This is a genomic window from Hyphomonadaceae bacterium ML37 (genome assembly GCA_027627685.1).
GTDB lineage: Bacteria > Pseudomonadota > Alphaproteobacteria > Caulobacterales > Maricaulaceae > Oceanicaulis.
The window spans coordinates 357,225-382,277 of sequence record CP091241.1 but is presented as its reverse complement, the minus strand read 5'-3'; the positions used below and the strand labels follow the sequence as shown (position 1 = coordinate 382,277).

The window sequence follows — 25,053 nt, the reverse complement described above, 5'->3', positions numbered from 1 at the left end:
GCGCCGGGTTGAAACAGGTCTCGGTCAGCCGCTCGCGGCGCCGACACGGCCCAGGCGCTGGAACGCCCAGCGCACGCGATTGGGCGGACGATCACCGCCGCCGAAGGGTTCCGCCTCGCCCGCCACCACCAGCTGGGTCGAACGGCGCGGCGGCGCCCCGGCGGCCAGATACACCGACCGGTCCAATCTTACAGGTCCGCCGTCGGTTCGGAAACGCCAACCGTCGCCGCTGGGCAGCACGAGCAGCGCGCTCAAGGAGTCGCGCGACAGCGAGGCGCGCACATCGGGATGCAGGTGAAAGCGGATGGAGAAGCTCAGGCGCGCTTCGGGATTGGCGGGCGGGCCGTCCTCCACCGGACGGAACAGACCGTCCTCGCCGCGCAGATCCGCCCCGTCCATGGCCAGGAAAATCCGGCGGCGCAGGCTGAGGCCAAACGCCTTGCGGTAGCCGTCATGGCTGGCTTCCAGCCAGACGCCGAGATCTTCCTCATTGCGCCGCACGCGCACAGGGTCCGGCCCGTGCGCCATGCGCGGCCCCACCAGATTGCGCCGCCAGCCCGGCTCCAGAAGCCGCGCCGAGGAGGTCTCCTCCAGCGTCAACGCCGAATGGGCGGCCGTGGCGCGCACCGCCTCGCGCCAGCGCGCGCCCTGATCGGACGACCAGCCGCAGCTGACCACGATGCGCGCGCCCGAGGCCGCAAACTCGAAGGCCAGCGCGCTGGCGTGGCTTTCTGCGCCATGCAGACCTGCCGGCGGCTCGGCGGCGTCCACAATGACGACGCTGCCGCCCGCTTCAGCCCGGTGGTATCCGGTGTGGGGCGCGACGTTGAAGACCTTGCCTGTGGGCGCCTTGCCGCCGCCGGCATGGGCCAGGGCTGCGTCCAGGGCGCGCCGGTCGCCCTCTCCCCCGCCATGAAACCCGGGCAATGCGCCGCCGGGCAGGCGCGCAAAACGGACAAATCCGGTGAGCCGGTCCATGGCCCGGCGCACTTCGGCCGGCAGAGCCGCGCCGCCCGCTGCCGCCGCGGCGTCCAGCTCGCACAGCGCGATGAGGATGTCGGCTGCGGCTTGCGGACTGCGGCTGACATGGCCGCCATCGGGCAGAATCTGGGCTTTGAGGGCCGCTTCCAGCGCCGCGCCTGCGCGGGTCTTGAGTGACCCGGGCAGGTCGAGGCACACCGCCGCCAGCGCCAGGGCGATCGCCGCGTCAAGGCGGGTACGGTCGGCCGGGGCCACGTTCAAGGCCCGCGCCAGCCGGCGCGCCTGACGTCCCAGAGACGCGATGCGCGGCGCCGCGTCATCGCCGGATAGCAAGGCGGGACCGGCCAGCATCCAGGCGTGCAGACGCGCCGCCAGCACGCCCGGCTCCCAGCTGAAGAAATTCCACGCCCCGAAACGGGCGATCCAGTCGTCCACGAGGGCGCCCGCCGCGGCGGGCGCATCGGGTTCATCAACCGCCAGCAGATCAGCCAGCCAGTCAAACCCGTGCAGCGCCTCGGCGAAGCGGCGTGAGGGCGCGGTGAGGTCCCAGGGTGAATCGCCCACCGGCACGGCGAGGGTTTCGCCGGCCAGAGCGAAGCGGCCCGCCAGCATGGCGGCGCCGCGCGCCTTGTCGCCGCGGCGCAGCGGGCGCGGGGTCACGACGAAACCCTGCGGCGGCCGTCCGCCGAGCGTCAGCGCCCTGTAGGGGCCAAAGGCGTTGGCGAAGTCGGAGATTTCGCGCTGTGTGCGCCGCGCCAGGGCGGCGGCGATGTCAGCCGGTGTCACATGCCGCGCCATGACGCCCCGCACATCGGCTACTGACCCCGCAGAGCAGCGATATTGGCGCCGTACTGGTCCGGTCCGCCCTTGAATACGGCCGAGCCGGCGACCAGCGCATGGGCGCCGGCATTCACGCAGGCGCGCGCCGTGACCGGATTCACCCCGCCATCCACCTCGATCAGCGTGGACAGGCCGCGCGCATCAATCGATTTGCGCAGCGCCTCGATTTTCCTCAGCTGGCTGTCGATGAAGCTCTGGCCGCCAAAGCCGGGATTGACGCTCATCACCAGCACCAGATCGAGCTCATCGAGCACGTAATCCAGCACGGTCTCCGGCGTGGACGGGTTGAGCGCCGCGCCGGCCTTTTTGCCCAGCGTCCGGATCGCCTGGACAGTGCGGTGGAAATGCGGTCCGGCTTCGGGGTGGGCGGTGATCATGTCGGCGCCCGCCTCGGCATAGGCGGCGAGGAAGGAATCGACGGGGCTGATCATCAGGTGCACGTCGAACGGCTTGTCCGACCAGGACCGGATCGACGCGATCACGCCGGGGCCAATGGTCAAATTGGGCACAAAATGCCCGTCCATCACATCCACATGGATCCAGTCCGCGCCGGCCGCGTCGACAGCGCGCACTTCTTCACCCAGGCGGGCGAAGTCTGCAGAGAGAATCGATGGCGAAATGAGGGGGGCGCTGGCCATGCTGTCTGCGATACCAGCGCAGGCAAAACGGAGCAAGCGCGCCGGCTCAGGCCGTGCGCACCAGCCGGGCGATAAAGAACCCGTCCAACCCGCCTTCTTCGGCCCACATGTCCGGACGGGTGCGCACCCAGCCCTGCGGCGCCAGCGCCTCGGAGAGACCGGGCAGTTCCTCGGCCCGCACCGGGTCCAGCGCCGCACCCGGGTTGCGCGCCAGGAAGGCCGGGATCTGATCCTCGCCCTCTTCACGCTCCAGCGAGCAGGTGCAGAACACCAGCCGCCCGCCGGGCTTCAGCATCGCATACGCGGCGTCCAGCAGCCTGGCCTGAATGCGCGCGAGCGCCGTCACGTCCTCTTCGCGCTTGGACCAGGCCGCGTCCGGGCGCCGGCGAAGCGTGCCGGTGGCGGTGCAGGGCGCGTCCAGCAGCACGGCGTCCAGCGGGGCGTCCGGGCGCCAGTCGGCGGCGTCGGCGGCGACCAGGCGCGCGGTGAGCCGGGCGCGGGCCAGATTGGCCTCGACGCGCTTGAGCCGCCGGGCATTGAGCTCCACCGCGATGACGTCAGCGCCCGTGGCGGCCAGCTGCAAGGTCTTGCCGCCGGGCGCGGCGCACAGATCGGCGACCGTCTCGCCCCGGCGCGCGGCCAGCAGCCGGGCCGGCAAGGCAGCCGCCGCATCCTGAACCCACCAGTCCCCGCTCTTGTAGCCGGCGATGTCCTCCACCAGGCCGATCGCGGTGCGCCGGATCGTGCCGGTGGGCAGAACCACACCGCCAATTTCAGACGCGATGCGGGCCGGGTCGGCTTCGTGACGCGCTGTCAGATCCAGCGGCGGTGGTCCGGACCGGGCTGCGGCCATGGCGCGGGCCGCGGGCGCGCCCCAGGCATTCGACCAGCGTGCCGCCAGCCAGTCGGGCAGATCGCCCAGCGGATCGGCGCGGGCAAAGATCGAAGCGCCCTTCTCGGACACGCGGCGCAGCACGGCGTTGGACAGTTTGCGGAAGCCCGCGCTTTCCGGGCTGGCGCCCATCAGCTCCACCCAGGCGTCCACGGCGGCGTGGGGCGGAGTGGAGAGGATGAGCAGCTCGGCCGTCCCGCAGCGCAGCGCCAGGCGGGCGCGCAGGGCGGTGTCGGGCAGCGGGCGATCAAGATTGGCGCCGACCGCCGCGTCCAGCGCGCCGGGCTGGCGGATCACCGCGGCGGCCAGGGCGCGGGCGAAGGCGCGGTCGCGTACATCCATCTGAGCCCATTCGGGCCGGCCGGCGAGGCCCGCATCCAGGGGCGTGCCGGTGTCGAACACGCCGCGCACGGCGGCCAGCGCTGCAGCGCGGGCATGCAGATGCGCCGGCAGGGCGGCGGGGCGGACAGGACGGGCGGGGCGGCGGGCGGGGCTATCGGTCATGGAGCGCCCCGTATCACACGCGCACCCGTGGAGCGAGCGCCCACGCCAGCGCGGCGGGACTTCAACTGCGCAGGCGCCGGCGGATCGCCTCCACATCATCGGCCAGGGCCGCATCCCCGGGCAGAGCCGCCGCGATCTTGCTGACCGCGTGGATCACCGTGGAATGGTCACGCCCGCCAAAACGCCGCCCGATATCGGGGAAGGACCGCGTGGTCATGGTCTTGGCCAGATACATGGCGATGTGGCGGGGGCGCACCAGCGCCTTGGTGCGGCTCTTGGAGACGAGATCCTCCATGGTGATGGAGAAATACGCCGCGGCGGCCTTCTGGATGTCGTCCACCGTGATGCGCTTTTCCGCCTTCACCGGCAGTTCGCCCAGGGCTTCCTCCACCGTCTCCATGGTCACGGCGCGGTTCATGTAGGCAGTGCGCACGATGATGTTGTTGAGCACGCCTTCCAGCTCGCGCGCCGAGCTGGTCACACGGGCGGCGAGGAAGTCGCGCACGGCTTCGGGCACTTCCAGATCCGGGCAATGCCGGCGCGCCTGGGCGATCTTGCAGTCGAGGATTTTCCGGCGCAGGTCGAGATCGGGTCCCGCCATCGGGCAGGCGAAGCCGCCGGCCAGAATGTCGCGCAGACGCGGATCGGATACGCCGAGCTGCGCGGGCGGACAATGGGAGGCGAGCACCACCTGCTTGTCGGCGGCCATGAGGGCGGCGACCGTCTGCAGGAATTCCAGCTCGGTGGCCGTCTTGCCGGAGATGAAGTGGATGTCGTCGATCAGCAGCACGTCGCAATCGCGCACCTGGTCCTTGAACGGCTGGACATCGCGGGCGCGCAGGGCCGACTGGAAGCCGTTGAGGAATTCTTCTGCGGTCAGGTACAGCGCCTTGCGTCCCGACTCGCCCAGACCCACAGCATGGGCGATAGCGGCCAGGAGATGGGTTTTGCCCACGCCATAATCGCCGTGGAAATAGACCGGGTTGAACGGCGGGGCGTCGGCATTGGCCACGGCCCGCGCGGCGGTGGCGGCCATCATGTTGGCCGAGCCGACCATGAAGGTGTCGAAGGTAAAGCGCGGCTCGCGGCTTTCGCTCTGGACCACGCCCGAGGATGACCCCAGAGCGGCGCGCGAGGCGCCCGTCCGCAAGGCCGCCGGGTTGAACGGGCCTTTGGCGTCGGCCGGAACCGGCTCGGCGCCCTGACGGGCCAGAGCGGCCTCGGTGGTGATGACGATCTCGCGCGGCGCCGCCTCGACCGAGGCCCAGATGGCGCGCAGGCGCTTGCCCAGATTGTCTTCCGCCCAGGCCCGCCCGAATGCATTGGGGCAGATCACGAACACACGGCCCGCCGGGTCTTCCTCCACGCGCAAACGCGCAATTTCGGCGGCGTAGAGAATGTCGCCATACTCAACACGCAGGCGCGCACGCACGGCGCGCCAGATATCCAGCACACAATCCGATCCGTTCATATCCATCCCCGTGGCACGGACCGCCGCACTCGCTGTTGTATGAAACCCCATGGCCCCGGTCCTTGCTTGCCCGCCACGGTATGAACCGTGGTCAAACTCTTGATTTTGGACGCACTTCTCTCGCACGGAGCTTTCCCCGTCTTTGGGGCCCGTTATCTCAGGATGGTCCGTATGGAGAGGACTGTCGTCGAGGCCCACAGAGTACTCAGGGCCGAGCACGAATCAACCGCATTAACCTTGTTCCGGCGCCGATTTGAGGTCTTGACAGACCGATTCACTAACCAGCTTGGAGGCTTGCGAACTGAAAAAAATTTTTGCGCGTTTCGCATCTTGCCAGCCCCCTTAAAATCGGTATGGGCGCCGTCGGGACGTGGCGCGGGTGCATGAACGGGTTCACCTTTCCTGCAAGGCGTACACGAGCCTTGCCGGCGGGCTCCAAACGCACGAAAAACGCCTGCAGCGAGCGCTGCAGGCGTTCACGAATTTTGTCCGTTCAGGGAGGTATTTCTACTTAGACGCCATCGCCTTGACCCGGGCGGTCATGCGCGAAACCTTGCGCGAGCCCGTGTTCTTGTGGATGACCCCTTTGGACACCGCTTTCATGACCTCGGATTCGGCCGTGTGAAGCGCCGTTTTCGCCGCCGCCTCGTCTCCGGCGGCCACCGCCAGCTCCAGCTTCTTCACGAATGTGCGCATGCGCGACCGGCGGGCCTTGTTGAGGGCCGTGCGGCGCTCGAGCTTGCGCACCATCTTCTTCGCGGAGGCTGTATTCGCCATGGATCGTTCCAAACCTTGTCTTGAGCACGCGCGACGCCATGCGGCGGCTCGAAATTCCGTGAGGCGCGGCGTATAGCCCCGGCGCGGGCGGGCGTCAATCCTTGGCCGGGGCGAGAGTCAGCATGCGGCGGGTCTAGCGGTGTTTGAAATGGGCGGCCCGCTTGTCGGCGAAAGCGGCCATGCCCTCGCGCCGGTCTTCGGTGGCGAACTGGGACTGGAACACCCGGCGCTCGAAACGCACCCCTTCGCTGAGGCCCATCTCGAAGGCCATGTTGATGGCTTCCTTGGTCATCATGGCGATGGGCAGGGATTTCGACGCGATGGTCTGAGCGGCCTCCATGGCCACGTCCAGCAGGTCGTCAGCCGGCACCACGCGGGCCACCAGGCCGGCGCGCTCGGCTTCTTCTGCGCCCATCATGCGCCCGGTCAGGCATAGGTCCATGGCCTTGGCCTTGCCCACGGCGCGCGGCAGGCGCTGGGTGCCCCCTGCGCCCGGCATGACCCCCAGATTGATCTCGGGCTGGCCGAACTTGGCGGTGTTGGAGGCGATGATGAAGTCGCACATCATGGCGATCTCGCAGCCCCCGCCCAGCGCATAGCCCGACACCGCCGCGATGATCGGCTTGCGGAAGCGCGCGACGGATTCCCACGTCTTCTCGAACGGGTCGTGGCGGTACAGGGAGATGAAGTCCTTCTCCTGCAGCTCCTTAATGTCGGCGCCCGCGGCGAACGCCTTGGCCGAGCCCGTCAGCACCACGCAGCCGATGGCGTCATCTGACTCGAAATCGGCCAGCGCCTCGGTCAGTTCGGCGGTGAGCGCGTCGCACAGGGCGTTGAGCGCGCCGGGCCGGTCCAGCGTGATGACGCCGACACGGCCTTCGGTCTTGGTCTGAATGGTGGAGTAGGCCATGGGGCCTCCGCAGAACTGGGTGGGGCGCGCCAGAGGTCTTCACTGGCGGCGCGGACGTCAGGCGATCGGCGCGCTACATACATGAAGCCCGCGCCGGGGTCGACACCCCGGCGCGGGCCAGACCCATTCACCTGAAGGCAAGGCTAGGGATTGATGCGCTCCACCGTATGGCCGCGCGCCTCCAAAAGGCTGATCACGCCCTGCGGTCCCGTGACATGCCCGGCGCCCACGGCGATGAAGGCCGACTCGCCGCTGTCAAGAATGTCCTCGATGAGCGGGATCCAGTTCTGATTGCGCTGCACGATCAGCACGTCATAGAGGTCGGCTGACGTATCGCGCATGCCCTCATTCATGATCGTGTCCAGCCCGTCCGTGTCGCCCACGGCCCAGGCCTGCACCATCCGGTCCAGCATGCCGGGATCTTCCAGCGCCTGAGCCAGGTTGATCTCGAAGTCAGCGATCTGGGTTTCGATCGGCATGTCGGCGAAGAAGCGCAATTGCTGTTCGACGGTTTCGAAATAGCCGTAGGACGCGCCCGCTTCATCGCCAGCCGCCTTGAGCCGGTACTCGACGCCCGACGTGGGATCATAGCCGGCGGCCTGGATCTGCAAGATTGCGACGGTGAGCCCCGCGAGCCAGGGCTGCAGCGGGTCCAGGGAGCTCTCCAGCGCGCCCGCAGGGGCGCCCAGCTGTGCGGCCATGCGCGCCAGATTGGCCTGCGCCTGTTCGCTGATCAGCGAGCTGAGGGTGACGCCGGCCGCGTTCATGCCCAGCTGCGGGACGAGAGCGGTCATTTCCGCCTGCGATTCCGGGCTCAGGACATCGGCTTCGAAATAGATGCGATCGGCGCTGGCCAGCGCCGTATCGATCGCGTCCGTGCGCCAGTCGAGCTGCGGCGGCAGGATGTGAACCGTGCCGAACAGGTAGACATCGCCGCCGTCCGACGCGATGCGCCAGATGGCGGGATCGGCCTCGAGGGCCGCGAAATCGGTTTCGGCCAGCGCCGGCGCCGTCAGGGCGCCCAGCCAGGCCAGGCCGGCCGCAAGGGCGCCGGCGAGCCGTGAAATGCGTCGTGTCATGGTCTGTCTCCATCAGTGTCAGTCAGTCGCCTGGCGCCAAATGGCGCGTGTCCGGGGAGGACGCACTGCATCGGCTGTTCAGCCCATCGCAGCCCGTCCTCACTATCGTATGTTTTGTTGCGTGTACACAACAAATCAATCAACATGTACAAAGTTTCATGCACGCGCCCCCTCGATCCGGCGTCATCTCTGGCAGACCGGACAGTAAAAACTCGACCGGCTCGACTGCAGGATGCGACGAATACGCGTCTGTCCGCAAGCGCACGGCTCCCCTTCGCGGCCATAGACATCAAAGCTGTGCTGAAAATATCCCATCGCCCAGTCGGCGCCGGCATAGTCGCGCAAGGTCGATCCGCCCGCCTCTATGGCTTCTGCGATGACGGCGCGCACCGCCGCCGCCAGCCGCTCGGCGCGCACGCCCGCCACGCTGGCGCACAGGCGCTTGGGACTGATGCGCGCCCGCCAGAGCGCCTCGCACACATAGATATTGCCCAGCCCCGCCACGACGCTCTGATCCAGCAGGCCCGCCTTCACCGGCGAGCGCCGCCCGGCGAAGGCTTCGGCGAGATAGGCGCCGGAAAACCGGTTGGAATCCGGCTCCGGCCCCAGCGATTTCAGGAAAGGCTGATCGTCTTCGCCCGCCGTGGCGAACAGCGTCATGAAGCCGAAGCGGCGCGGATCATTGTAGGTGACGGTGATCGCGCCCTCGATATCCAGAACCACGTGGTCGTGGCGCGGGTCGGCCGCCGGCGCATAGACGAAGGCGCCTGGCCTCGCCTTTGCGCCAGGACCGGCGCCGATGGAGAACCGGCCGGACATGCCCAGATGCATGAGCAGGGTCTCGCCGGTGTCCAGCCGCACCAGCAAATACTTCGCGCGCCGGTCGATCCGCGTCACCCGGGCGCCGGTCAGGCGCTCGGAAAAACCGGCTGGGAAGGGGAATCGCAAGTCCGGACGGGCCAGCCGCACCGCCACGATCCGGCGTCCTTCCATGGCGGGAGCGAGCCCCCGGCGCACTGTCTCCACCTCAGGCAATTCAGGCATGGGCGCACTCCAGGCTCGCAGCGCGGTGCAGACTATCGCGGCGCTGTGGCGCGGCGCGCCCCTTTTCAGCAGAGCCCCGCCGGTCCAGTGTAGGGCGTCACTGCGTCATACTGACCGCTCGCATTGAGGAGATGAATTTCATGCGCACCGCTCTCGCCGTTACGGGCCTCGCCTGTCTCGCTCTCGCCGCGTGTTCCGAGCGCGAAGGCACGGGCGAGCTGCCGCCGCCCGCGCCGGTCAATCCCTTCGCCGAGGCCGAACGGGTGAGCTATCAGTGCGGCGAGCTCGACGTGACCGCGCAGTTCATCGAAGGCCGCGCCCGGCTGGTGGCGGACAGCCAGACCATTGATCTGGTGCAGGTGGAGGCCGAGACCGGAACCCGCTACGAAGCCGTCGGCGATCCGCGCACCGTGTTCACCCGTGAGGGCGAGCGCGCCCGCTTCACCCTGTCGGGGGAGGACTACCCGGCGTGCGACGCCACCAGCGGCGAATAGGCGCGGCACTGCGTGCTGGCGCGCCCCGGTGGGCCGGTCTAACTTGACGCCCATGACTGATCACCAGACCGATACCGCCTCTTTCGGCTTCCGCGAGGTGCCCCGCACCGCCAAGGTCGGCCTCGTGCGCGAGGTGTTTGACCGCTCGGCGCGGCGCTATGATCTGATGAATGATCTGATGAGCCTGGGCGTTCATCGGGTCTGGAAGGACATCACCATTACGCGCGCCGCGCCGCGCCCCGGCGCCCGGCTGATCGACGTGGCCGGCGGCACAGGCGATCTGGCGCGCGCCTTTCTCGACCGCGCCGATGCGCTGCAGGCACGCCGAGGCGGCGCCCCGGCGCAGGCGATTGTCGCTGATATCAACGCCCAGATGCTGGGCGCGGGCCTCAAGCGCGGCGCGCGTCCGCATCTTGACTGGGTGTGCGCCAACGCCGAAAGCCTGCCCTTCCCGGACGCTCACGCCGATGCGGTGACCATCGGCTTCGGCATCCGCAATGTGACCGAACGCGTCACGGCGCTCAAAGAGATGCGCCGCGTGCTGCGGCCCGGCGGGCGGTTTGTCTGCCTGGAGTTTTCAAGGCCCACCACGCGGGCGCTGGAACGCGTCTACGACGCTTGGTCCTTCAACGTCATTCCGTGGCTGGGTGAAAAGGTCGCGCGCGATCGCGACAGTTATCAGTATCTGGTGGAATCCATCCGCAAATTCCCCCACCAGAGCGCCTTCGCCGCCGAGATGGAGGGTGCCGGCTTCTCCCGCGTCTCCGTCACCAATCTCTCCGGCGGCATCGCCGCCATCCATGTAGGGTGGAACCGATAGGCGCTGCACGGACCTCCGGGTTCACGCGTTAAATCAGGATCATCAATGACGGGCGGTCACTCGCGCGCGCTGAGGGCGGCTTTGCTGGCCTGCATGCGCCGGTGGACCGACACGCCCGCTGCGCCCGCCCCGACGCCGGCGAGCGCCGCAGCGATGCCGAGCGGCCAGCCGAATGCGGCGACCACTACGGCGGCCAGAAGGCCTGTGAATATGCCGGCTGTGATCATGACCAGGGTCACTCTGATGACTGCGCTCACGTTTTGAACCTCTCTGGGGCTGACAAGGCGCAGGAACTAGCGCGGCGCTACAGCCAGGCGGCGCCGCGCGACCACACGCCGCAGGGCCGGACCAGCCGCGAGGCGTCGCGCGCCGCAACCCGGCGCCAAAACAAATTCTCATCACTTTGTCGAAGCGCGCCGGGCTCAGCCGTCATAGGATCGAGCCTGCGGGATTCGCCCGCGGCCTCCTGGAGCGGAGACCGAGCATGAAATTCGCGATTATCTTCCATGAAACCCCCGAGGCGTTCGCCCGGCGCACCGGGCCGGATGCGGCCGCCTACTGGTCGGCCTGGAGCGGCTATTTTGGCGCGCTGGGACAGCGCACCACGTCCGGCGCCTGCCTTCAGGGGCCCGAGACCGGCGCTGTGGTGCGGGTGACCGCCAAGGGCCGTGAGGTCCAGGACGGACCCTACGCAGACTCCAAAGAGCAGCTGGGCGGGTTCGCCATCATCGAGGCTGACAGCCTTGAAGACGCGCTGGAATGGGCCGAGCGTTGCCCGGGCGCCTCGGATGGGGCCGTCGAAGTCCGTCCGGTGCTGCCGATGCAGGCGGAGGGTTGAGCCATGAAATTCATGCTGATCCTGCATGACGACGAAGCCGCCTGGCTGTCCCTGAGCGAGGCCGAACAGGGCGCGGTCGTCGGCGAACACATGGCCTATGTGGACGCGCTGGTGACAGCCGGCGCCCTGGTGTCCGGCGAGCCGCTGGCCGAGGCGGCCAGCGCCAGAATCCTGCGCGGCGGCGCGGTGCAGGACGGGCCCTATGCCGACACCAAGGAACAGATCGGCGGCTTCTACGTGATCGAAGCTGACAGCATGGACGCCGCGCTGGAGTGGGCGCGGCGGTGTCCCAAGACGCCGCAGGGCGCCATCGAGGTGCGTCCGGTCCCGGACTATGGCGGCTGACGCCGCATCGGGCGCGCGGGCGGCGGCGGACGCCGCCGCCCGCAACGCCTATGGGAAGCTGGTGGCGATCCTGGCGCGGCGGTGCGGCGATCTCGCCGCAGCGGAAGACGCGCTGGCCGACGCCTTCACCAAGGCGCTGGACGCCTGGCCGCACAGTGGCGTGCCGGACCGGCCTGAGGCCTGGCTGCTCACGACGGCGCGCCGTCGCCTCACCGATCTGGCGCGCAAGGCCGCCGTGCGCGCCCGGGCCGAGCCGGAGCTGGCCGTGTTGATGGATCGTGTGGGCGAGGCGGCGGAACAAAGCCCGTTGCCGGATGAACGCCTGGCGCTGCTGCTGGCCTGCGCCGATCCGCAGATCGATCCCGCGCTGCATACGCCGCTCATGTTGCAAGCGGCGCTGGGGCTGGACGCTGCACGCATCGACTCGGCCTTCCTCACATCCCCCGCCGCCATGGGCCAGCGGCTCGCCCGGGGCAAGGCGAAGCTGCGCGCGGCGGGCCTGCGCTATGAGACGCCCGTGCCTGCCGATCTGCCCGCCCGGCTGGCCCCGGTGCTGCAGGCGATCTATGCGGCCTATACCGCCGGGTTTGATCTGACCGGGGAGGACCCGGCCAAGGCCCGCGACCTGTCCGGCGAGGCGCTGTTCCTGGCCCGCCTGGTGGCGCATCTGGCCCCGGAGGCGGCTGAAGCCTGCGCGCTCCAGGCCCTGATCGCCCATTGCGAGGCGCGCGCGCCGGCCCGGCGCGGCCCGGACGGCGTGTTCATCCCGCTGGCGCAGCAGGACCCGGCATTGTGGGACGCGGCCCTGATCGACGAGGCGGAATCGGCGCTGCGCCGCGCGCTGGCCCTCGCCCCGCCAGGCCGGTTTGCGCTGGAGGCCGCGATCCAGTCGGTGCATGCCGAACGGCGCCGGACCGGGACCACACACTGGCGGGCGGCCGCCGCGCTCTATGACCGGCTGGTGGAGACCGGCGCCGGGCTGGGCGCCCATATCGCCCGCGCCTGCGCCCATGGCGAAGCGTTCGGAGCGGGCGTGGCGCTCGATCAGCTGGAGGCGCTTCAGGCCGGCGCAGGCGAGCATCAGCCCTATTTCGCTGCGCGCGCGCACTGGCTGGCGGCGGCGGGACGTAGCGGCGAGGCGCGCGCGGCCTATACCCGGGCGGCAGCCCTGAGCGCGGACCCTGCGCTGCGGGCGTTTCTCCAGGGCCGCGCGGCGCAGCTTTAACGCCGCATCCCCCTCGCCAAGCCTGCCCTTGCGCCCTAAACACCATCCCCGTGTTTGCAACCGTTTCCCATCTCGCCCGGCTGGCCCGGGTCGCCTGGACGCTGGCGCGTCATGACGCGATCTTTCCGGCGGAGTATCAGGCTGTGTTTCCGGCGCCCGCGCGCTGGATGGGCCGGTTTGCGCGCCTGATCGCCATCCGCGACCGCGCCGCCAATCCCGGCGTCCGGCTGGCCAATGCGCTCGAAGCCCTTGGCCCCGCCTATGTGAAGTTCGGCCAGGTGCTGGCGACGCGCGCCGACGTGATCGGGGCGGAGTTTGCGCAAGGTCTGGCGCGGCTTCAGGATCGGATGGCGCCCTTCCCCGATGCGCAGGCGCGCGCCATCATCGCGGCCGAGCTGGGCGCCCCGGTGGAACAGCTCTTCGCCGAGCTGGGCCCGTCTGTCGCCGCCGCCTCCATCGCGCAGGTGCACAAGGCGGTGACGCCCGACGGGCGGACGGTGGCGGTGAAAATCCTGCGCCCGGGCATCGACCAGCGCATCGCCCGCGACATCGCCGCCCTGCGTCTTGGCGCGAGGCTAGCCGAAGGCCTGTTCCCGCAATCGCGGCGCATGGAGCCGCGCGCCTTTGTGGAGACAGTGTCGCGCTCGCTGGTGCTGGAACTGGACCTGCGTCTGGAGGCGGCTTCGGCCAGCGAGCTCGCCGAAGCGTCTCTGGCGGCGGAAAATTTCTCGGTGCCCGAAGTCGACTGGGCGCGCACCGCCAAGCGGGTGCTGACCCTGCAATGGGTCGACGCCATCCCCCTGACTGACATCGCCGCCATCGAGGCGGCCGGTGTGGACCGGGTCAAGCTGGCGCGCGACCTGACCGACGCCTTCCTGTCCACCGCGCTGGAGCGCGGCGTGTTCCACGCGGACATGCATGCGGGCAATCTGTTCGTGGGCGCCGATGGACGCCTGTGGGCAGTGGATTTCGGGATTATGGGCCGGCTGGGGCGCGCCGAGCGGCGCTATCTCGCCCTGATCCTCAACGGGTTTCTGACCCGCGATTATGACGGCGCAGCCGAAGCCCATTTCCAGGCCGGCTATGTGCCCGGGCGCCATTCACGCGCCGACTTCGCCAGCGCCCTGCGCGCCGTGGCCGAGCCGATTTTCGGAAAGAGCGCCAATGAAGTGGCCATGAGCCGGGTGCTCTTGCAGCTGTTTGACATCACCGATCTGTTTGACATGCATCTTCAGCCCCAGCTGGTGCTGCTTCAAAAGACCATGGTGCAGGCTGAAGGCGTGTGCCGGCTGTTGAGCCATGAGCATAATATGTGGGAGGCCTCCGCCCCGGCGGTGACGCGCTTCATGCGCCGCGAGCTGGGCCCCGAGGGGCTGGCGCGCGATTTCGTGCGCGATCTGGAAGCCCTGCGCACATCGGTGATGGCCTTGCCAGCCACGCTGGAGCGCCTGACCCTGGCCGCCGAACGCCTGCACGCCGGCCCGCCCGAGACGGCAAGGCGGCGCGACTGGGTGCTGGTGCTGGCCATCGCGTCCACCACGCTTATGGGCGCGGCCATCGGCGCGTGGGCCTGGGCGAGCCTTGCGTCGTAAGCACGGCTGTGCTTATATCTCCGTCATGGAGAAATGACATGCGCGAAATCGGCAATCCTGCGTTCGAACACGAGCCTCGGGCTGGCGGCGCCGAGCCTTCGGTGACCGAGACCCGCAAGCTGCGCAAAACCGGCAACAGCTACGGCGTGACCCTGTCGCGCCGGGCGCTGGACGCCGCCGGTTTCTCACCGGACGAACCCGTCTCAATCAGCGTGACAGCGGGCTGCGTGACCATTCGCGCCGCCGGTGGCGATTATGACGCGACGGTCGAGGCCGGGCGCGAGGCGCTGGCGCAGTACCGCTTCGCGCTTGAACGCCTGGGCCGATGACCGGGCCGGTCCTGCCGGACTATGCGGGGTTTCTGGCCGTGCTGTCGGATATCCTGATGGAGACGGCCGGCACGCCGCTGCAGCTACGTGATGAAGGCCTTTTGCGCTCGGCTTTCGCCCGGCCACGGCATCTGGCGGCCTATGGACCAGAGCCGCATGCGTGCGAGGCGGCGGCGGCGCTGGCTGTCGGGATCTCCCGCAACCATCCGCTGGTGGACGGCAACAAGCGGGCGGCGGCGGCGGCCTTCCTGATCACACTGTTGCTCAACGGGCTGCGGCTCGACGTCACCCAGGCCGATCTGGCCGAAACATTTGAGTCTTTGGCCGATGGCGCGCTGGACGAAGCGGGGCTGGCTCAATGGGCGCGGGACAACACGGTGAGTGACTACCGGTTTTCCAAACCATCCGGGGCGTGACCCCGGGCGCGGGGCGTATTATGGACTTGCATCAGGAGGCCGGCATGAAAACCCCGCGCATATTGTTGATCATCGGCGGCGGCATCGCGGCCTATAAATCGCTGGAGCTGATCCGCACGCTGGGGCGGGCGGGGGTGGCCTCGCGCTGTATCCTGACGCGGGCAGGCCACCAGTTCGTCACGCCGATGAGCGTGGCGGCCCTGTCGGGCGAGAAGGTCTATGACGATCTGTTCTCCCTGACCGATGAGGCGGAGATGGGCCATATCGAGCTGTCGCGCTCGGCCGATCTGGTGGTGGTGTGCCCCGCCACCGCCGATCTGATGGCCAAGGCCGCTCATGGACTGGCCGATGATCTGGCCTCCACTGCGCTTCTGGCCACCGACAAGCCGGTGCTGATGGCGCCGGCGATGAATGTGCGCATGTGGCAGCACCCGGCGACACAGGCCAATCTGGCCACGCTGCGCTCGCGCGGCGTGACGGTGCTGGACCCGGACGAGGGCGAGATGGCGTGCGGCGAGTTCGGACCGGGGCGCCTGCCCGAGCCGGAGCGTATCGCGCAGGCCGTGCATGAGGCGCTGAAAGCCTGATGCGCGCCGTCCTCACCGCCGGGCCGACGCTGGAGCCGATTGATCCGGTGCGCTTTCTGTCCAACCGCTCCTCGGGCAAGCAGGGTTATGCGCTGGCCGAGGCGCTGGCGGCGGTGGGGTTTGAGGTCACGCTGGTGTCCGGGCCCACGGCGCTGAACGATCCGCCGGGCGTGCAAACCGTGCGCGTGGAGACGGCGCGCGAGATGCTGACGGCGGTGGAGCGCGCCCTGCCCGCCGACGTGTTCATCGCGGTGGCCGCCGTGGCCGACTGGCGCCCCGCCGAGCCGTCCGCCACCAAGCTGAAACTCGACAAGTCCGGCCACGGCGCGCTGAAGCTTGCCGAGAACCCGGACATTCTCAAAAACATTGCGGGCCTTGACCCGGAGGCGCGTCCGCGCCTGGTGATCGGGTTCGCCGCCGAGACCCATGACGTGCTCGAGCATGCGCGGGCCAAGCGCGTGCGCAAGGGCTGCGACTGGATCATCGCCAACGACGTGTCAGGCTCGGCCATGGGCGGCGCGAACAATGCGGTCACGCTGATCACGCGCGATGGCGAGGAGAGCCTGGCTGAGGCGCCCAAATCTGAAATCGCGCGCCAGATCGCCCAGCGAATCGCGGCGGCTTTCAAAACCTGATTTGCACCGCGCGCACCGGGCTTGTTAGGCTGACCGGGTATGATCTCAGCCATCGGAGCCTTGCGATCCATGAAAACCCTTCTGACTTGCGCCGCCCTGTCCCTCGCGACGGGAGCCGCGTCCGCCCAGTGCTACAGCCTCAACGCAGACGGCGACGCCGCGCTGATGGCGGGCTATTCCGTCACCGACGCGGCCGCCGGCCCTGAGCTTATGGCGCGTCCGCCGGTGGGCGAGGACGCCATCGCCGTGCTGTGTGAACGCGACGCGCCGGAATTCCGCGAAAAGGACTTCGAGCTGCTGCATCACGGCCTGTCGCTTTATGTGCGGTCGGGCAGCGATGACGGCGTAACCCTGATTTCGCTGAGCTTGCGCGATGGCAATGAATACGCCGTCCAACTTCATGACGGCGAGCTCAGCGAGGCTGATGTGGCCGCGATCACCGCCGTGCTTGAGGGCTTTGACGCAGGCGAGGCCGCGCTGGCGCGCCATTATCAGGACCAGCAGGACGGCTGACGCGCCGCGCGGCGCGCGTTAAGGAACGGTGATCGTCCTCCGGCGTGAGTCGCGCCGTCAATCAGGATTACCGCCCATGCAGCTGCGCGTCCGGACGCTGGACCATTTCAACGGGCTCGACCTGCCCGCTTATCAGACGCCGGGTTCGGCAGGGCTGGACCTGCCCGCCGCCGTGGCCGAGGACGTGCCGGTGACCATACCGCCGGGCGAATGGCGCCTGATCCCCACAGGCATTTGCATCGCTCTGCCCGAAGGCTACGAGGCGCAGGTGCGCCCGCGTTCAGGCCTGGCGGCGAAGTTCGCCGTCACCTGCCTGAACACGCCGGGCACAGTGGACGCCGACTATCGCGGCGAAATTCGCGTCAATCTGATCAATCACGGCCCTGAGCCCTTCATCGTGAAGCGCGGCGAGCGCATCGCGCAGATGATCATTGCCCCCGTCATGCAAATCGTCTGGGCGCCGGTCGACGAACTGGACGAGACGGCGCGCGGCGCGGGCGGGTTCGGCTCCACCGGCGTTTGACCGGCGTCTTAACGCTTCCCTAAGCGGCGCCGGTTTCAGGTGTCGCGCACACCGCGCCGGACGGGCGCACGATTCGCGCATCTGGAGCCGTTCATGCATCAGGCAGGCATCGACGATATGGAGGCCGGGCCCGGCGAGGCGGGATTCCTCCTGCAGCTGCGCCCGCCGCCGGCCGCCGATCCCGCCGCTCTGGCCGATCAGATCGACCTGTTCACCGCCCGCTTTCTGGCGGCGCGCGGCCCGGAGGCCGGACGTTTTGCCCGGCTGGGCCCGCTGACCTGGGCGCTGGCCGCCCCGGACGCCGGCTGCGACGCAGTGCACGAGGCCGCCCAGGCGCTGGGCGTGACGGTTTTCGGAACCGATGAGGACACCGTCTGGCTGATCGAGCGCGGGCCGGACAAGCAGCCGAGCGTGTCTGAAGACACCGGCTCTGACGATGTCTGGAACATCGACGAGGGTCCCCGCCTCGATCTTGAGGACGCGGCGTTTGACCTCGACAGTCTCACCGAGGCGCCGGCGCGGGCGGGCGCGCCGGATATCGCGGGCGAGCTGGCGGCGTTCCGCATTGAGATGCGGGCGATCGCCCGCGCCATCCCCGATGCCGCCGACCGCGAGCGCGAGGCGCTGGGCGCGTTTCGCGAGGAGTTGCAACAGCTCACCAGCGCAGCGGGCGACCGCTTCGACGCGGCGGCCGGGCGCATCGAGACCGCCACGGCATCCCTGCCCGACGCCGCCGCACGGGTCGAGGCCAGCGCCTTCCTCATGGAAACAAGCGTGCGCGAGGCTCTGGAAGCCCTGACGCGCGCCTGCGCCGCCATGGGCGCAAGCCGGGATGGCGCCAGCCGGGCGGGCTGACCTGCCCTGATTTCGCCTTGTTTGTTACATCGCGTTAATGTTAAGCTTCCCCCATAACAGCCTGGGGAGGCGATCATGAAGCTGGCGCTTGGCATAGGCGCTGCGGGTTTGCTCGCGGCAAGTGCATGGCAGGTCGGGCCAGAACGCGCCCTGACCATCGGCCTTGAGGCCCTGACCCCAACGCCCGAGATCGTTCAGGACGTACGCTCGGCCATTGATGCGCTGATCGAGCAGTTCAAAGGCCCCGGCGACGTCTCCCCGCAAGACTGACCCCCAGCCCATGGCGTGACGAATCCGGCGCCCGCAGGCGGGCGCCTTGCTTTCGCGCGGCCTCCCCTGTACATCCCGCCCCCTTACGCGAGGAGGGTGCGTCCGGTTCAAGTCCGGCGGATCCGGGCGCAGAGAGGTTTTTTCGATGAAAGCGCAATCCCAACGCCAGCTGCGTGCGGGCGAGCTTGTGCGCCGCGCCGTCGCCGACATCCTGCTGGAAGGTCATGTGCGCGAGCCCGCTCTGACAGGCGTGCCGGTGACCATCAGCGAGGCGCGCGTCAGTCCCGACCTGCGCCATGCCACCGTCTATGTCTCCGGCCTGACTGTGGCGGATCCCGAGGCTGTGGCCGCAGCGCTGAACAAGGCGGCGGGCTTCCTGCAGAAGGAGCTGGGCCGCCGGGTTGAGATGCGCTTTACGCCCAAGCTGCGCTTCGAGGCCGACAGCCGGTTTGATGACGCGGTGGAGGTCAACGAGATGCTGTCCCGCCCGGGCGTCAAGCGCGACCTGACCGGTCCGGGACAGGACTGATGGGGCGGCGCAAGAAGGGCGACGCGGTTCATGGCTGGGTGGTGCTGGACAAGCCGCTGGACATGACCTCCACCCAGGCGGTGTCCGTGGTGCGCCGCCTGTTCAACGCCCAGAAGGCCGGCCATGCCGGCACGCTGGACCCGCTGGCGTCGGGTGTGCTGCCGATTGCTCTGGGTGAAGCCACCAAAACCGTGCCCTTCGCCCAGGAAGCGGGCAAGACTTACCGCTTCACCCTGCGCTGGGGTCAATCGACCACCACCCAGGACGCCGAAGGTGAGGTCATCGCCGAGAGCAATGTCCGCCCGTCGCCGGACGCCGTGCGCGCCGCACTTGAAGCCTTCGTCGGCGATATCGACCAGGTGCCGCCGCAGTTTTCAGCCGTGAAGGTGGATGGCGAGCGCGCTTATGATCTGGCCCGTGCGGGCGAGACGGTGGAGCTCAAAGCCCGTCCTATCCGCATCGACGGCCTGGCCCTTCTGGACGCGCCGTCGAGCGATCTGTGCGTGATCGAAATGCGCTGCGGCAAGGGCGCCTATGTGCGCGGCCTGGCGCGGGATCTGGCTGCTGCGCTGGGCGCCGAGGGCCATGTTGCGGCGCTGCGGCGCACGCAGGTCGGAGCGTTCACCACGGCGGAGGCCGTCACACTGGACGCGCTGAAGGATTTGGTGCATAGAAACGCCGCGCTGGAAGCCCTCAAACCGGTCGAGACCGCGCTGGACGACATCCCGGCCCTGGCCGTGACCGAGGACGAGGCATTTCAGTTGAGGCAAGGACGGCCGATCGTGCTGCCTCCCCGGCGAGCTTCAGAGCTACGCGACCTTCGACGCCCCCGCGATATCGGGGGCAAGGACTATTCGAAGGCAGTTGTGGCAATGGGGCGTGACCGGGCAGTTGCGATCGGCGAGGCGCGCGCGGGAAAACTCTCCCCGGTGCGCGTGTTTCAATGGGAACAGGAGCCCAGATAGACGATGTCGATTACGATTGAACGCAAGGCCGAGCTGATCAAAGAGCATGGCCGTACTGACAACGACACCGGGTCTGCCGAAGTCCAGATCGCCGTGCTCACCGAGCGGATTGCGAACCTGACCGAGCACTTCAAGACCCACAAGAAAGACAACCACTCGCGCCGCGGCCTCCTGAAAATGGTGTCGCAGCGCCGCCGTCTTCTCGATTATCTCGCGAATACGGAACGCGATCGCTACACGGCGATCGTCCAGAAGCTGGGCCTTCGCCGCTAGGCGGGCCTGACGGAGCGCCGGCCGCCACGAGGCGAGCCGGCGTTTCCATATCCAAGGCCTGCGCAATCCGGTGCAGGTCTCACGTACGTACGAATGGAAAATCATGTTCGATATACAGACCGAAACCATCGAATGGGCGGGCCGCACGCTCACCCTGGAAACCGGCCGCATGGCGCGCCAGGCCACCGGCGCCGTGCTCGCCACCTATGGCGAGACCACCGTGCTGGCCACAGCCGTGGCCATGAAAGAGGTGAAGCCGGGGATGGATTTCTTCCCGCTCACCGTGAATTACCAGGAAAAATACTTCGCCGCCGGCAAGATTCCAGGCGGCTTCTTCAAGCGCGAAGGCCGACCCACCGATAAAGAGACGCTGACCTCGCGCCTCATCGACCGGCCGATCCGCCCGCTTTTCCCCAAAGGCTTCAAGAACGACACCCAGGTGATGATCACCGTGCTGTCGCATGATCTGGAGAACGATCCGGACGTGCTGGGCATGGTGGCCGCCTCGGCCGCGCTGTGCCTGTCCGGCCTGCCCTTCCTGGGCCCGATCGGCGCGGCGCGCGTAGGCTATATTGACGGCGAATACGTCATCAACCCGAGCGTGGTGGAGCTGGAAGACAGCGCCCTCGATCTGGTGGTCGCCGGCACGGCCGACGCCGTGATGATGGTGGAATCCGAAGCCAAGGAGTTGTCTGAAGAAATCATGCTCGGCGCCGTGATGGCGGGCCATGAGAGCTTCCAGCCGGTGATCGACGCGATCATCCGCCTGGCCGAGCGCGCCGCCAAGGACCCGTGGAACTTCATCCCGGAAGATCATTCCGAGGTCGAGGCCCAGGTCCGCAAGCTGATCGCCAAGGATATCGAGAAAGCCTACACGATCACCAACAAGACCGAGCGCGTTGCGGCGCTTTCGACCGCCAAGGCGAAAGTGGTCGAGGCGCTGGGCGCCAGCGAGGAACGCCCCGAAGGCTTGCCCGTCAGCGTCCTCAAGGACGTGCTGAAGGGCGTGGAAGCCTCGGTGGTGCGCGGGTCGATCATCAAGACCGGCAAGCGCATAGACGGCCGCAAGCTCGATCAGGTCCGCGCCATCGTGTCGGAAGCAGGCATCCTGCCGCGGACCCACGGTTCGGCCCTGTTCACCCGCGGCGAGACGCAAGCGCTGTGCGTGACCACGCTGGGCACGGGCGAAGACGAGCAGTTCATTGACGCGCTGACCGGCACGTACAAAGAACGCTTCATGCTGCACTACAACTTCCCGCCCTATTCGGTGGGCGAGACCAGCTTCCGCCTGGCCCCGGGCCGGCGCGAAATCGGTCACGGAAAGCTGGCCTGGCGCGCGCTTCACGCCGTCATGCCGACCGCCGAGCAATTCCCCTACACCATCCGCCTGGTTTCGGAGATCACCGAGTCCAACGGCTCGTCCTCCATGGCGACGGTGTGCGGTGGATCGCTGGCGCTGATGGATGCCGGCGTGCCGATCACCCGTCCGGTGTCCGGCATCGCGATGGGCCTGATCAAGGACCCGGAAGGCGTGGCCGTGCTGTCCGACATTCTGGGTGACGAAGATCACCTGGGCGACATGGACTTCAAGGTGGCCGGCACCGAGATGGGCATCACCTCGCTGCAGATGGACATCAAGATCGCGGGCATCACCCAGGACATCATGCACACCGCGCTGGAACAGGCGAAAGCCGGGCGCGCGCACATTCTGGATGAAATGACCAAGGCGCTGGGCTCCAGCCGTTCGGGCCTCGCCGCCCACGCGCCCAAGATCGAGACCATGCAGATCCCCACCGACAAGATCCGTGACGTCATCGGCACGGGCGGCAAGGTGATCCGCCAGATCGTTGAAGAGACCGGCGCCAAGCTGGACGTCAACGATGACGGTCTGATCAAGATCTCCGCCGTGGACCAGGGCGCCATCGATGCGGCGCGCGACTGGGTGTACTCCCTGACGGCCGAGCCGGAAGTGGGCAAGGTCTACAAGGGCAAGGTCGTGAAAGTGGTCGATTTCGGCGCCTTCGTGAACTTCTTCGGGGCCAAGGACGGGCTTGTGCACGTCTCCCAGATGAAGTCCGAGCGGGTGAACCACCCCTCCGACGTGGTGTCCGAAGGCCAGCAGGTCTGGGTCAAGCTGATGGGCATGGATGATCGCGGCAAGTTCAAGCTGGCGATGAAAGTGCTCGATCAGGAGACCGGCGCCGAACTGACCGGCGACGACGACTAGAGCGCACAAACACGCGCTGACTGACCGGAAAGCCCCGGCTGCTGCTGCAGCCGGGGCTTTTTGCATCCCGCCATGCGCAACAGGCCCCTTCTTGCTGTGGTTTTTTTTGGTTTATGGTGGCTTTTGATATTCAGGCGATTCTGATCCGGTCGATTCGCCCTGCGCAATTGAGGCGAGACATGAAGCTGATCATTGAACGGGCTGCCCTGCTCAAAGCGCTCGGACACGTCCAGGCGGTGGTGGAGCGCCGCAACACCATTCCGATCCTGTCCAACGTGCTGGTCAAGGCCGAGGAGGGCTTCGTGCGCTTCACCGCGACCGATCTCGATATGGAGATCGTGGAGGAGGCCGAAGCGCGCACCGAACGGCCCGGCATGGTCACCGCGCCGGCCCACACGCTGTACGAAATCGCGCGCAAGCTGCCCGAAGGCTCGCAGGTGACGCTGGAGCTGGGCGGGGAAGACCCGCGCATGACGCTGTCGGCCGGGCGTTCGCGCTTCAACCTGCCGGTCCTGCCGCCGGGCGATTTCCCGGTCATGCCCAGCGAGGACCTGGCGGTGACGTTCGCCTGCCCGGCGCGCGAGCTGGCGCGGCTGATCGACAAGACGCGCTTCGCCATCTCCACCGAAGAAACGCGTTATTACCTTAACGGCATTCACATGCACGCCGCCGAGCGCAATGGCCGCAAGACCCTGCGCGCCGTGGCCACGGATGGTCACCGTCTGGCGCTGGCCGAAACCGATCTGCCCGACGGCGCGGCGGGCATGCCCGCCGTCATCGTGCCGCGCAAGCCGATCCAGGAATTGCGCCGCCTGCTGGAAGACCTCGACGGCGACGTGAATGTGTCGGTGTCTGACGGCAAGATCCGCTTCCAGCTGGGCGCTGCGGTGCTGACGTCCAAGCTCATTGACGGGTCCTTCCCCGATTATGAGCGGGTCATCCCGCGCGGCAATGACAAGATCCTGCGCGTGGACCGCGCGCCGTTCGCCCAGGCCGTGGACCGCGTCGCGACCATCAGCCAGGAAAAGTCCCGCTCGGTGAAGCTCGCCCTGTCCGACGGCCAGCTGGTGCTGACGGTCAATAATCCCGAAAGCGGCGCGGCCAGCGAGGAATTGTCAGCCGACTATAGCGCCGAGGCGATCTCCATCGGCTTCAATGCGCGCTATCTGCTGGACGTGGCCGGCCAGATCGAGGGCGATGAAGCCGTGTTCGAGTTTGCTGATTCCGGTTCGCCCACCCGGGTGACGGACTCAGGCGACCCGGACGCCGAATATGTTCTGATGCCGCTGCGGGTGTGATCGGCGCGCCCGGCCCCCATCCCGCAGCCGGCAGCCCGGCGGTCACCCGGCTGAAACTCACCGGGTTTCGCAATTACGCCCAGCTCGATCTGACGCTGGACGCCCGCCCGGTGGCGCTGTTCGGCCCCAACGGGGCGGGCAAGACCAATCTGGTCGAGGCGGTCAGCTTTCTGGGCCCCGGACGCGGCGTGCGCGCCGCCGGGGCCGACGCTGTGCGCATGAAGACGGCCGATGGCCCGACACCTGTCTGGGCGGTCTATGCCGAAGCCATGACGCGCGACGGCGCGGTGAGCCTGGCCACCGGCTCCGACCCCGCCGAACCCTCCAGGCGGCGCACGCGGCTTGATGGCGCGGCGGCGACCCAGGGAGAGTTGGCGCGGCTGTTTCCCATGGTCTGGCTGACCCCGCGCGAGGACCGGCTGTGGGCCGGGCCGCGCGCGGACCGGTTGAGATTCCTGGATCGCCTCGTGCTCGCCGGCGCGCCGGACCACGCCGCGGCGGCCACAGCCTATGACAAGGCCCAGCGCGAGCGCCAGCGCCTGCTGGACCGGCTGGAGCAGGGCGGGCGCGTCGACCCCGCCTGGCTGGACGCGCTGGAAGCGGAGATGGCCCAGCATGGCGTGGCGCTGGCCGCGGCGCGCCTGGACGCATTGACCCGGCTGCAGGCGGAGATCGATGCGCGGCCTGACAACGCCTTTCCCAAGGCCGATCTGGCGCTGGACGGGGTGGTGGAGGCCCGCCTGGCCGAAGGCATGAAGGCCGGCGAGGCCGAAGACTGGTTCGCCGCCACCCTGAAAGCCGCCAGACGCCGGGACGGCGCGGCAGGGCGCGCCCTCACCGGCCCCCACCGCACCGAGCTGGCCGCCCGCCACCGGGGCAAGCAACAGCCGGCGGCTCATTGCTCCACGGGTGAACAGAAAGCGCTGGTGCTGGGGCTGGCGCTGGCCCAGGCGGGAGCGGTGCGACGGAGTCTGGGCGCGGCGCCGGTGCTGATTTTCGACGAAGCCTGCGCCCATCTGGATGCCGCCCGGCGCGAGGGTCTGGCCGAAGCGATCCTGGCGCTGGAGGCGCAGGCCTGGCTGACAGGGGTGGAGGCGTCGCTGTTCGCCGCCTTCGGCGCCGGCGCGCAACACTATCGCATTGAAGCCGGCACGGCGGCCCTCGCCGACTAGGGCGGGCGCGC

General features: G+C 68.4%; 29 protein-coding genes. 20 read left to right on the top strand and 9 right to left on the bottom strand.

What is annotated here, in order from left to right; all coding sequences use genetic code 11:
• Nucleotides 1-24: 24 nt before the first annotated feature.
• From L2D01_01975 to mutM, 8 genes are all read right to left on the bottom strand, one after another.
• Nucleotides 25-1,767, bottom strand: coding sequence for a heparinase II/III family protein (locus L2D01_01975; protein WBQ10555.1), 1,743 nt, complete (start codon nt 1,765-1,767; stop codon nt 25-27).
• A gap of 29 nt (nt 1,768-1,796) precedes the next feature.
• On the bottom strand, nt 1,797-2,459 hold the full coding sequence (gene rpe, locus L2D01_01970) for a ribulose-phosphate 3-epimerase (protein WBQ10554.1): 663 nt from the start codon (nt 2,457-2,459) through the stop codon (nt 1,797-1,799).
• A gap of 46 nt (nt 2,460-2,505) precedes the next feature.
• Nucleotides 2,506-3,855, bottom strand: coding sequence for an RsmB/NOP family class I SAM-dependent RNA methyltransferase (locus L2D01_01965; protein ID WBQ10553.1), 1,350 nt, complete (start codon nt 3,853-3,855; stop codon nt 2,506-2,508).
• Nucleotides 3,856-3,916: 61 nt separating this feature from the next.
• Nucleotides 3,917-5,326 (bottom strand): chromosomal replication initiator protein DnaA, encoded by a 1,410-nt coding sequence (gene dnaA / locus L2D01_01960; GenBank protein ID WBQ10552.1) that lies wholly within the window; start codon nt 5,324-5,326, stop codon nt 3,917-3,919.
• A 507-nt stretch (nt 5,327-5,833) separates the two neighbouring features.
• Nucleotides 5,834-6,103, bottom strand: coding sequence for a 30S ribosomal protein S20 (rpsT, locus tag L2D01_01955; GenBank protein WBQ10551.1), 270 nt, complete (start codon nt 6,101-6,103; stop codon nt 5,834-5,836).
• 133 nt (nt 6,104-6,236) lie between these two features.
• Entirely contained in the window at nt 6,237-7,013 is a 777-nt protein-coding gene (locus tag L2D01_01950; GenBank protein WBQ10550.1) for an enoyl-CoA hydratase, read from the bottom strand.
• Between the two features lie 143 nt (nt 7,014-7,156).
• Nucleotides 7,157-8,092: a TraB/GumN family protein gene (locus L2D01_01945; GenBank protein WBQ10549.1), complete on the bottom strand. Its 936-nt coding sequence runs from the start codon at nt 8,090-8,092 to the stop codon at nt 7,157-7,159.
• Between the two features lie 183 nt (nt 8,093-8,275).
• On the bottom strand, nt 8,276-9,136 hold the full coding sequence (mutM, locus tag L2D01_01940; protein WBQ10548.1) for a bifunctional DNA-formamidopyrimidine glycosylase/DNA-(apurinic or apyrimidinic site) lyase: 861 nt from the start codon (nt 9,134-9,136) through the stop codon (nt 8,276-8,278).
• A 140-nt stretch (nt 9,137-9,276) separates the two neighbouring features.
• Between mutM and L2D01_01935 the strand changes: the two genes are divergently transcribed.
• Together L2D01_01935 and L2D01_01930 are read left to right on the top strand one after the other, a co-directional pair.
• On the top strand, nt 9,277-9,630 hold the full coding sequence (locus tag L2D01_01935; protein WBQ10547.1) for an MliC family protein: 354 nt from the start codon (nt 9,277-9,279) through the stop codon (nt 9,628-9,630).
• A gap of 52 nt (nt 9,631-9,682) precedes the next feature.
• A complete protein-coding gene (locus L2D01_01930) occupies nt 9,683-10,450 on the top strand; it encodes a class I SAM-dependent methyltransferase (protein ID WBQ10546.1) in 768 nt (255 codons plus the stop codon).
• A gap of 56 nt (nt 10,451-10,506) precedes the next feature.
• On the opposite strand, the gene L2D01_01925 is transcribed toward L2D01_01930, so the two are convergent.
• On the bottom strand, nt 10,507-10,677 hold the full coding sequence (locus tag L2D01_01925; protein ID WBQ10545.1) for a hypothetical protein: 171 nt from the start codon (nt 10,675-10,677) through the stop codon (nt 10,507-10,509).
• 257 nt (nt 10,678-10,934) lie between these two features.
• On the opposite strand from L2D01_01925, the gene L2D01_01920 reads away from it, so the two are divergent.
• From L2D01_01920 to recF, 18 genes are all read left to right on the top strand, one after another.
• Entirely contained in the window at nt 10,935-11,288 is a 354-nt protein-coding gene (locus L2D01_01920; GenBank protein WBQ10544.1) for a YciI family protein, read from the top strand.
• 3 nt (nt 11,289-11,291) lie between these two features.
• Nucleotides 11,292-11,633 carry a YciI family protein gene (locus L2D01_01915; protein ID WBQ10543.1) on the top strand — a complete coding sequence of 114 codons (342 nt, stop codon included), beginning with the start codon at nt 11,292-11,294 and terminating at the stop codon, nt 11,631-11,633.
• Nucleotides 11,623-12,858, top strand: a complete 1,236-nt coding sequence (locus tag L2D01_01910; GenBank protein WBQ10542.1) for a hypothetical protein — start codon at nt 11,623-11,625, stop codon at nt 12,856-12,858. The genes L2D01_01915 and L2D01_01910 overlap by 11 nt, the downstream gene beginning before the upstream one ends.
• 50 nt (nt 12,859-12,908) lie before the next feature.
• Nucleotides 12,909-14,450 carry a 2-polyprenylphenol 6-hydroxylase gene (gene ubiB / locus L2D01_01905; GenBank protein WBQ10541.1) on the top strand — a complete coding sequence of 514 codons (1,542 nt, stop codon included), beginning with the start codon at nt 12,909-12,911 and terminating at the stop codon, nt 14,448-14,450.
• A gap of 38 nt (nt 14,451-14,488) precedes the next feature.
• Nucleotides 14,489-14,779, top strand: coding sequence for a hypothetical protein (locus tag L2D01_01900; GenBank protein WBQ10540.1), 291 nt, complete (start codon nt 14,489-14,491; stop codon nt 14,777-14,779).
• Nucleotides 14,776-15,195, top strand: coding sequence for a Fic family protein (locus L2D01_01895; protein WBQ10539.1), 420 nt, complete (start codon nt 14,776-14,778; stop codon nt 15,193-15,195). The genes L2D01_01900 and L2D01_01895 overlap by 4 nt, the downstream gene beginning before the upstream one ends.
• Nucleotides 15,196-15,239: 44 nt before the next feature.
• A complete protein-coding gene (locus L2D01_01890; GenBank protein ID WBQ10538.1) occupies nt 15,240-15,782 on the top strand; it encodes a phosphopantothenoylcysteine decarboxylase in 543 nt (180 codons plus the stop codon).
• Nucleotides 15,782-16,417: a hypothetical protein gene (locus L2D01_01885; protein WBQ10537.1), complete on the top strand. Its 636-nt coding sequence runs from the start codon at nt 15,782-15,784 to the stop codon at nt 16,415-16,417. The genes L2D01_01890 and L2D01_01885 overlap by 1 nt, the downstream gene beginning before the upstream one ends.
• A 69-nt stretch (nt 16,418-16,486) precedes the next feature.
• Nucleotides 16,487-16,930: a hypothetical protein gene (locus tag L2D01_01880; GenBank protein WBQ10536.1), complete on the top strand. Its 444-nt coding sequence runs from the start codon at nt 16,487-16,489 to the stop codon at nt 16,928-16,930.
• A 76-nt stretch (nt 16,931-17,006) separates the two neighbouring features.
• Complete coding sequence (gene dut, locus L2D01_01875; protein ID WBQ10535.1) at nt 17,007-17,453, top strand: dUTP diphosphatase; 447 nt, start codon at nt 17,007-17,009, stop codon at nt 17,451-17,453.
• A gap of 93 nt (nt 17,454-17,546) precedes the next feature.
• Nucleotides 17,547-18,308 (top strand): hypothetical protein, encoded by a 762-nt coding sequence (locus tag L2D01_01870; GenBank protein WBQ10534.1) that lies wholly within the window; start codon nt 17,547-17,549, stop codon nt 18,306-18,308.
• A gap of 75 nt (nt 18,309-18,383) precedes the next feature.
• Nucleotides 18,384-18,578 (top strand): hypothetical protein, encoded by a 195-nt coding sequence (locus tag L2D01_01865; GenBank protein WBQ10533.1) that lies wholly within the window; start codon nt 18,384-18,386, stop codon nt 18,576-18,578.
• Nucleotides 18,579-18,723: 145 nt separating this feature from the next.
• Nucleotides 18,724-19,107: a 30S ribosome-binding factor RbfA gene (gene rbfA / locus L2D01_01860; GenBank protein WBQ10532.1), complete on the top strand. Its 384-nt coding sequence runs from the start codon at nt 18,724-18,726 to the stop codon at nt 19,105-19,107.
• A complete protein-coding gene (gene truB / locus L2D01_01855) occupies nt 19,107-20,072 on the top strand; it encodes a tRNA pseudouridine(55) synthase TruB (GenBank protein ID WBQ10531.1) in 966 nt (321 codons plus the stop codon). The genes rbfA and truB overlap by 1 nt, the downstream gene beginning before the upstream one ends.
• A 3-nt stretch (nt 20,073-20,075) precedes the next feature.
• The gene (gene rpsO / locus L2D01_01850) at nt 20,076-20,345 is read left to right on the top strand and encodes a 30S ribosomal protein S15 (GenBank protein ID WBQ10530.1); all 270 of its coding nucleotides are present in this window, start codon (nt 20,076-20,078) and stop codon (nt 20,343-20,345) included.
• 103 nt (nt 20,346-20,448) lie between these two features.
• Nucleotides 20,449-22,572: a polyribonucleotide nucleotidyltransferase gene (gene pnp, locus L2D01_01845; GenBank protein ID WBQ10529.1), complete on the top strand. Its 2,124-nt coding sequence runs from the start codon at nt 20,449-20,451 to the stop codon at nt 22,570-22,572.
• 179 nt (nt 22,573-22,751) lie between these two features.
• Nucleotides 22,752-23,870, top strand: coding sequence for a DNA polymerase III subunit beta (gene dnaN / locus L2D01_01840; protein ID WBQ10528.1), 1,119 nt, complete (start codon nt 22,752-22,754; stop codon nt 23,868-23,870).
• Complete coding sequence (recF, locus tag L2D01_01835; GenBank protein WBQ10527.1) at nt 23,867-25,042, top strand: DNA replication/repair protein RecF; 1,176 nt, start codon at nt 23,867-23,869, stop codon at nt 25,040-25,042. The genes dnaN and recF overlap by 4 nt, the downstream gene beginning before the upstream one ends.
• Nucleotides 25,043-25,053 lie beyond the last annotated feature (11 nt).

What these genes read in the sequence shown, in the direction of transcription:
- rpe (WBQ10554.1), bottom strand. Translation starts at nt 2,459, where the DNA reads ATGGCCAGCGCCCCCCTCATTTCGCCATCGATTCTCTCTGCAGACTTC.
- L2D01_01965 (WBQ10553.1), bottom strand. Translation starts at nt 3,855, where the DNA reads ATGACCGATAGCCCCGCCCGCCGCCCCGCCCGTCCTGTCCGCCCCGCC.
- dnaA (WBQ10552.1), bottom strand. Translation starts at nt 5,326, where the DNA reads ATGAACGGATCGGATTGTGTGCTGGATATCTGGCGCGCCGTGCGTGCG.
- rpsT (WBQ10551.1), bottom strand. Translation starts at nt 6,103, where the DNA reads ATGGCGAATACAGCCTCCGCGAAGAAGATGGTGCGCAAGCTCGAGCGC.
- L2D01_01950 (WBQ10550.1), bottom strand. Translation starts at nt 7,013, where the DNA reads ATGGCCTACTCCACCATTCAGACCAAGACCGAAGGCCGTGTCGGCGTC.
- L2D01_01945 (WBQ10549.1), bottom strand. Translation starts at nt 8,092, where the DNA reads ATGACACGACGCATTTCACGGCTCGCCGGCGCCCTTGCGGCCGGCCTG.
- mutM (WBQ10548.1), bottom strand. Translation starts at nt 9,136, where the DNA reads ATGCCTGAATTGCCTGAGGTGGAGACAGTGCGCCGGGGGCTCGCTCCC.
- L2D01_01935 (WBQ10547.1), top strand. Translation starts at nt 9,277, where the DNA reads ATGCGCACCGCTCTCGCCGTTACGGGCCTCGCCTGTCTCGCTCTCGCC.
- L2D01_01930 (WBQ10546.1), top strand. Translation starts at nt 9,683, where the DNA reads ATGACTGATCACCAGACCGATACCGCCTCTTTCGGCTTCCGCGAGGTG.
- L2D01_01925 (WBQ10545.1), bottom strand. Translation starts at nt 10,677, where the DNA reads ATGATCACAGCCGGCATATTCACAGGCCTTCTGGCCGCCGTAGTGGTC.
- L2D01_01920 (WBQ10544.1), top strand. Translation starts at nt 10,935, where the DNA reads ATGAAATTCGCGATTATCTTCCATGAAACCCCCGAGGCGTTCGCCCGG.
- L2D01_01915 (WBQ10543.1), top strand. Translation starts at nt 11,292, where the DNA reads ATGAAATTCATGCTGATCCTGCATGACGACGAAGCCGCCTGGCTGTCC.
- L2D01_01910 (WBQ10542.1), top strand. Translation starts at nt 11,623, where the DNA reads ATGGCGGCTGACGCCGCATCGGGCGCGCGGGCGGCGGCGGACGCCGCC.
- L2D01_01900 (WBQ10540.1), top strand. Translation starts at nt 14,489, where the DNA reads ATGCGCGAAATCGGCAATCCTGCGTTCGAACACGAGCCTCGGGCTGGC.
- L2D01_01895 (WBQ10539.1), top strand. Translation starts at nt 14,776, where the DNA reads ATGACCGGGCCGGTCCTGCCGGACTATGCGGGGTTTCTGGCCGTGCTG.
- L2D01_01890 (WBQ10538.1), top strand. Translation starts at nt 15,240, where the DNA reads ATGAAAACCCCGCGCATATTGTTGATCATCGGCGGCGGCATCGCGGCC.
- L2D01_01885 (WBQ10537.1), top strand. Translation starts at nt 15,782, where the DNA reads ATGCGCGCCGTCCTCACCGCCGGGCCGACGCTGGAGCCGATTGATCCG.
- L2D01_01880 (WBQ10536.1), top strand. Translation starts at nt 16,487, where the DNA reads ATGAAAACCCTTCTGACTTGCGCCGCCCTGTCCCTCGCGACGGGAGCC.
- dut (WBQ10535.1), top strand. Translation starts at nt 17,007, where the DNA reads ATGCAGCTGCGCGTCCGGACGCTGGACCATTTCAACGGGCTCGACCTG.
- L2D01_01870 (WBQ10534.1), top strand. Translation starts at nt 17,547, where the DNA reads ATGCATCAGGCAGGCATCGACGATATGGAGGCCGGGCCCGGCGAGGCG.
- L2D01_01865 (WBQ10533.1), top strand. Translation starts at nt 18,384, where the DNA reads ATGAAGCTGGCGCTTGGCATAGGCGCTGCGGGTTTGCTCGCGGCAAGT.
- rbfA (WBQ10532.1), top strand. Translation starts at nt 18,724, where the DNA reads ATGAAAGCGCAATCCCAACGCCAGCTGCGTGCGGGCGAGCTTGTGCGC.
- truB (WBQ10531.1), top strand. Translation starts at nt 19,107, where the DNA reads ATGGGGCGGCGCAAGAAGGGCGACGCGGTTCATGGCTGGGTGGTGCTG.
- rpsO (WBQ10530.1), top strand. Translation starts at nt 20,076, where the DNA reads ATGTCGATTACGATTGAACGCAAGGCCGAGCTGATCAAAGAGCATGGC.
- pnp (WBQ10529.1), top strand. Translation starts at nt 20,449, where the DNA reads ATGTTCGATATACAGACCGAAACCATCGAATGGGCGGGCCGCACGCTC.
- dnaN (WBQ10528.1), top strand. Translation starts at nt 22,752, where the DNA reads ATGAAGCTGATCATTGAACGGGCTGCCCTGCTCAAAGCGCTCGGACAC.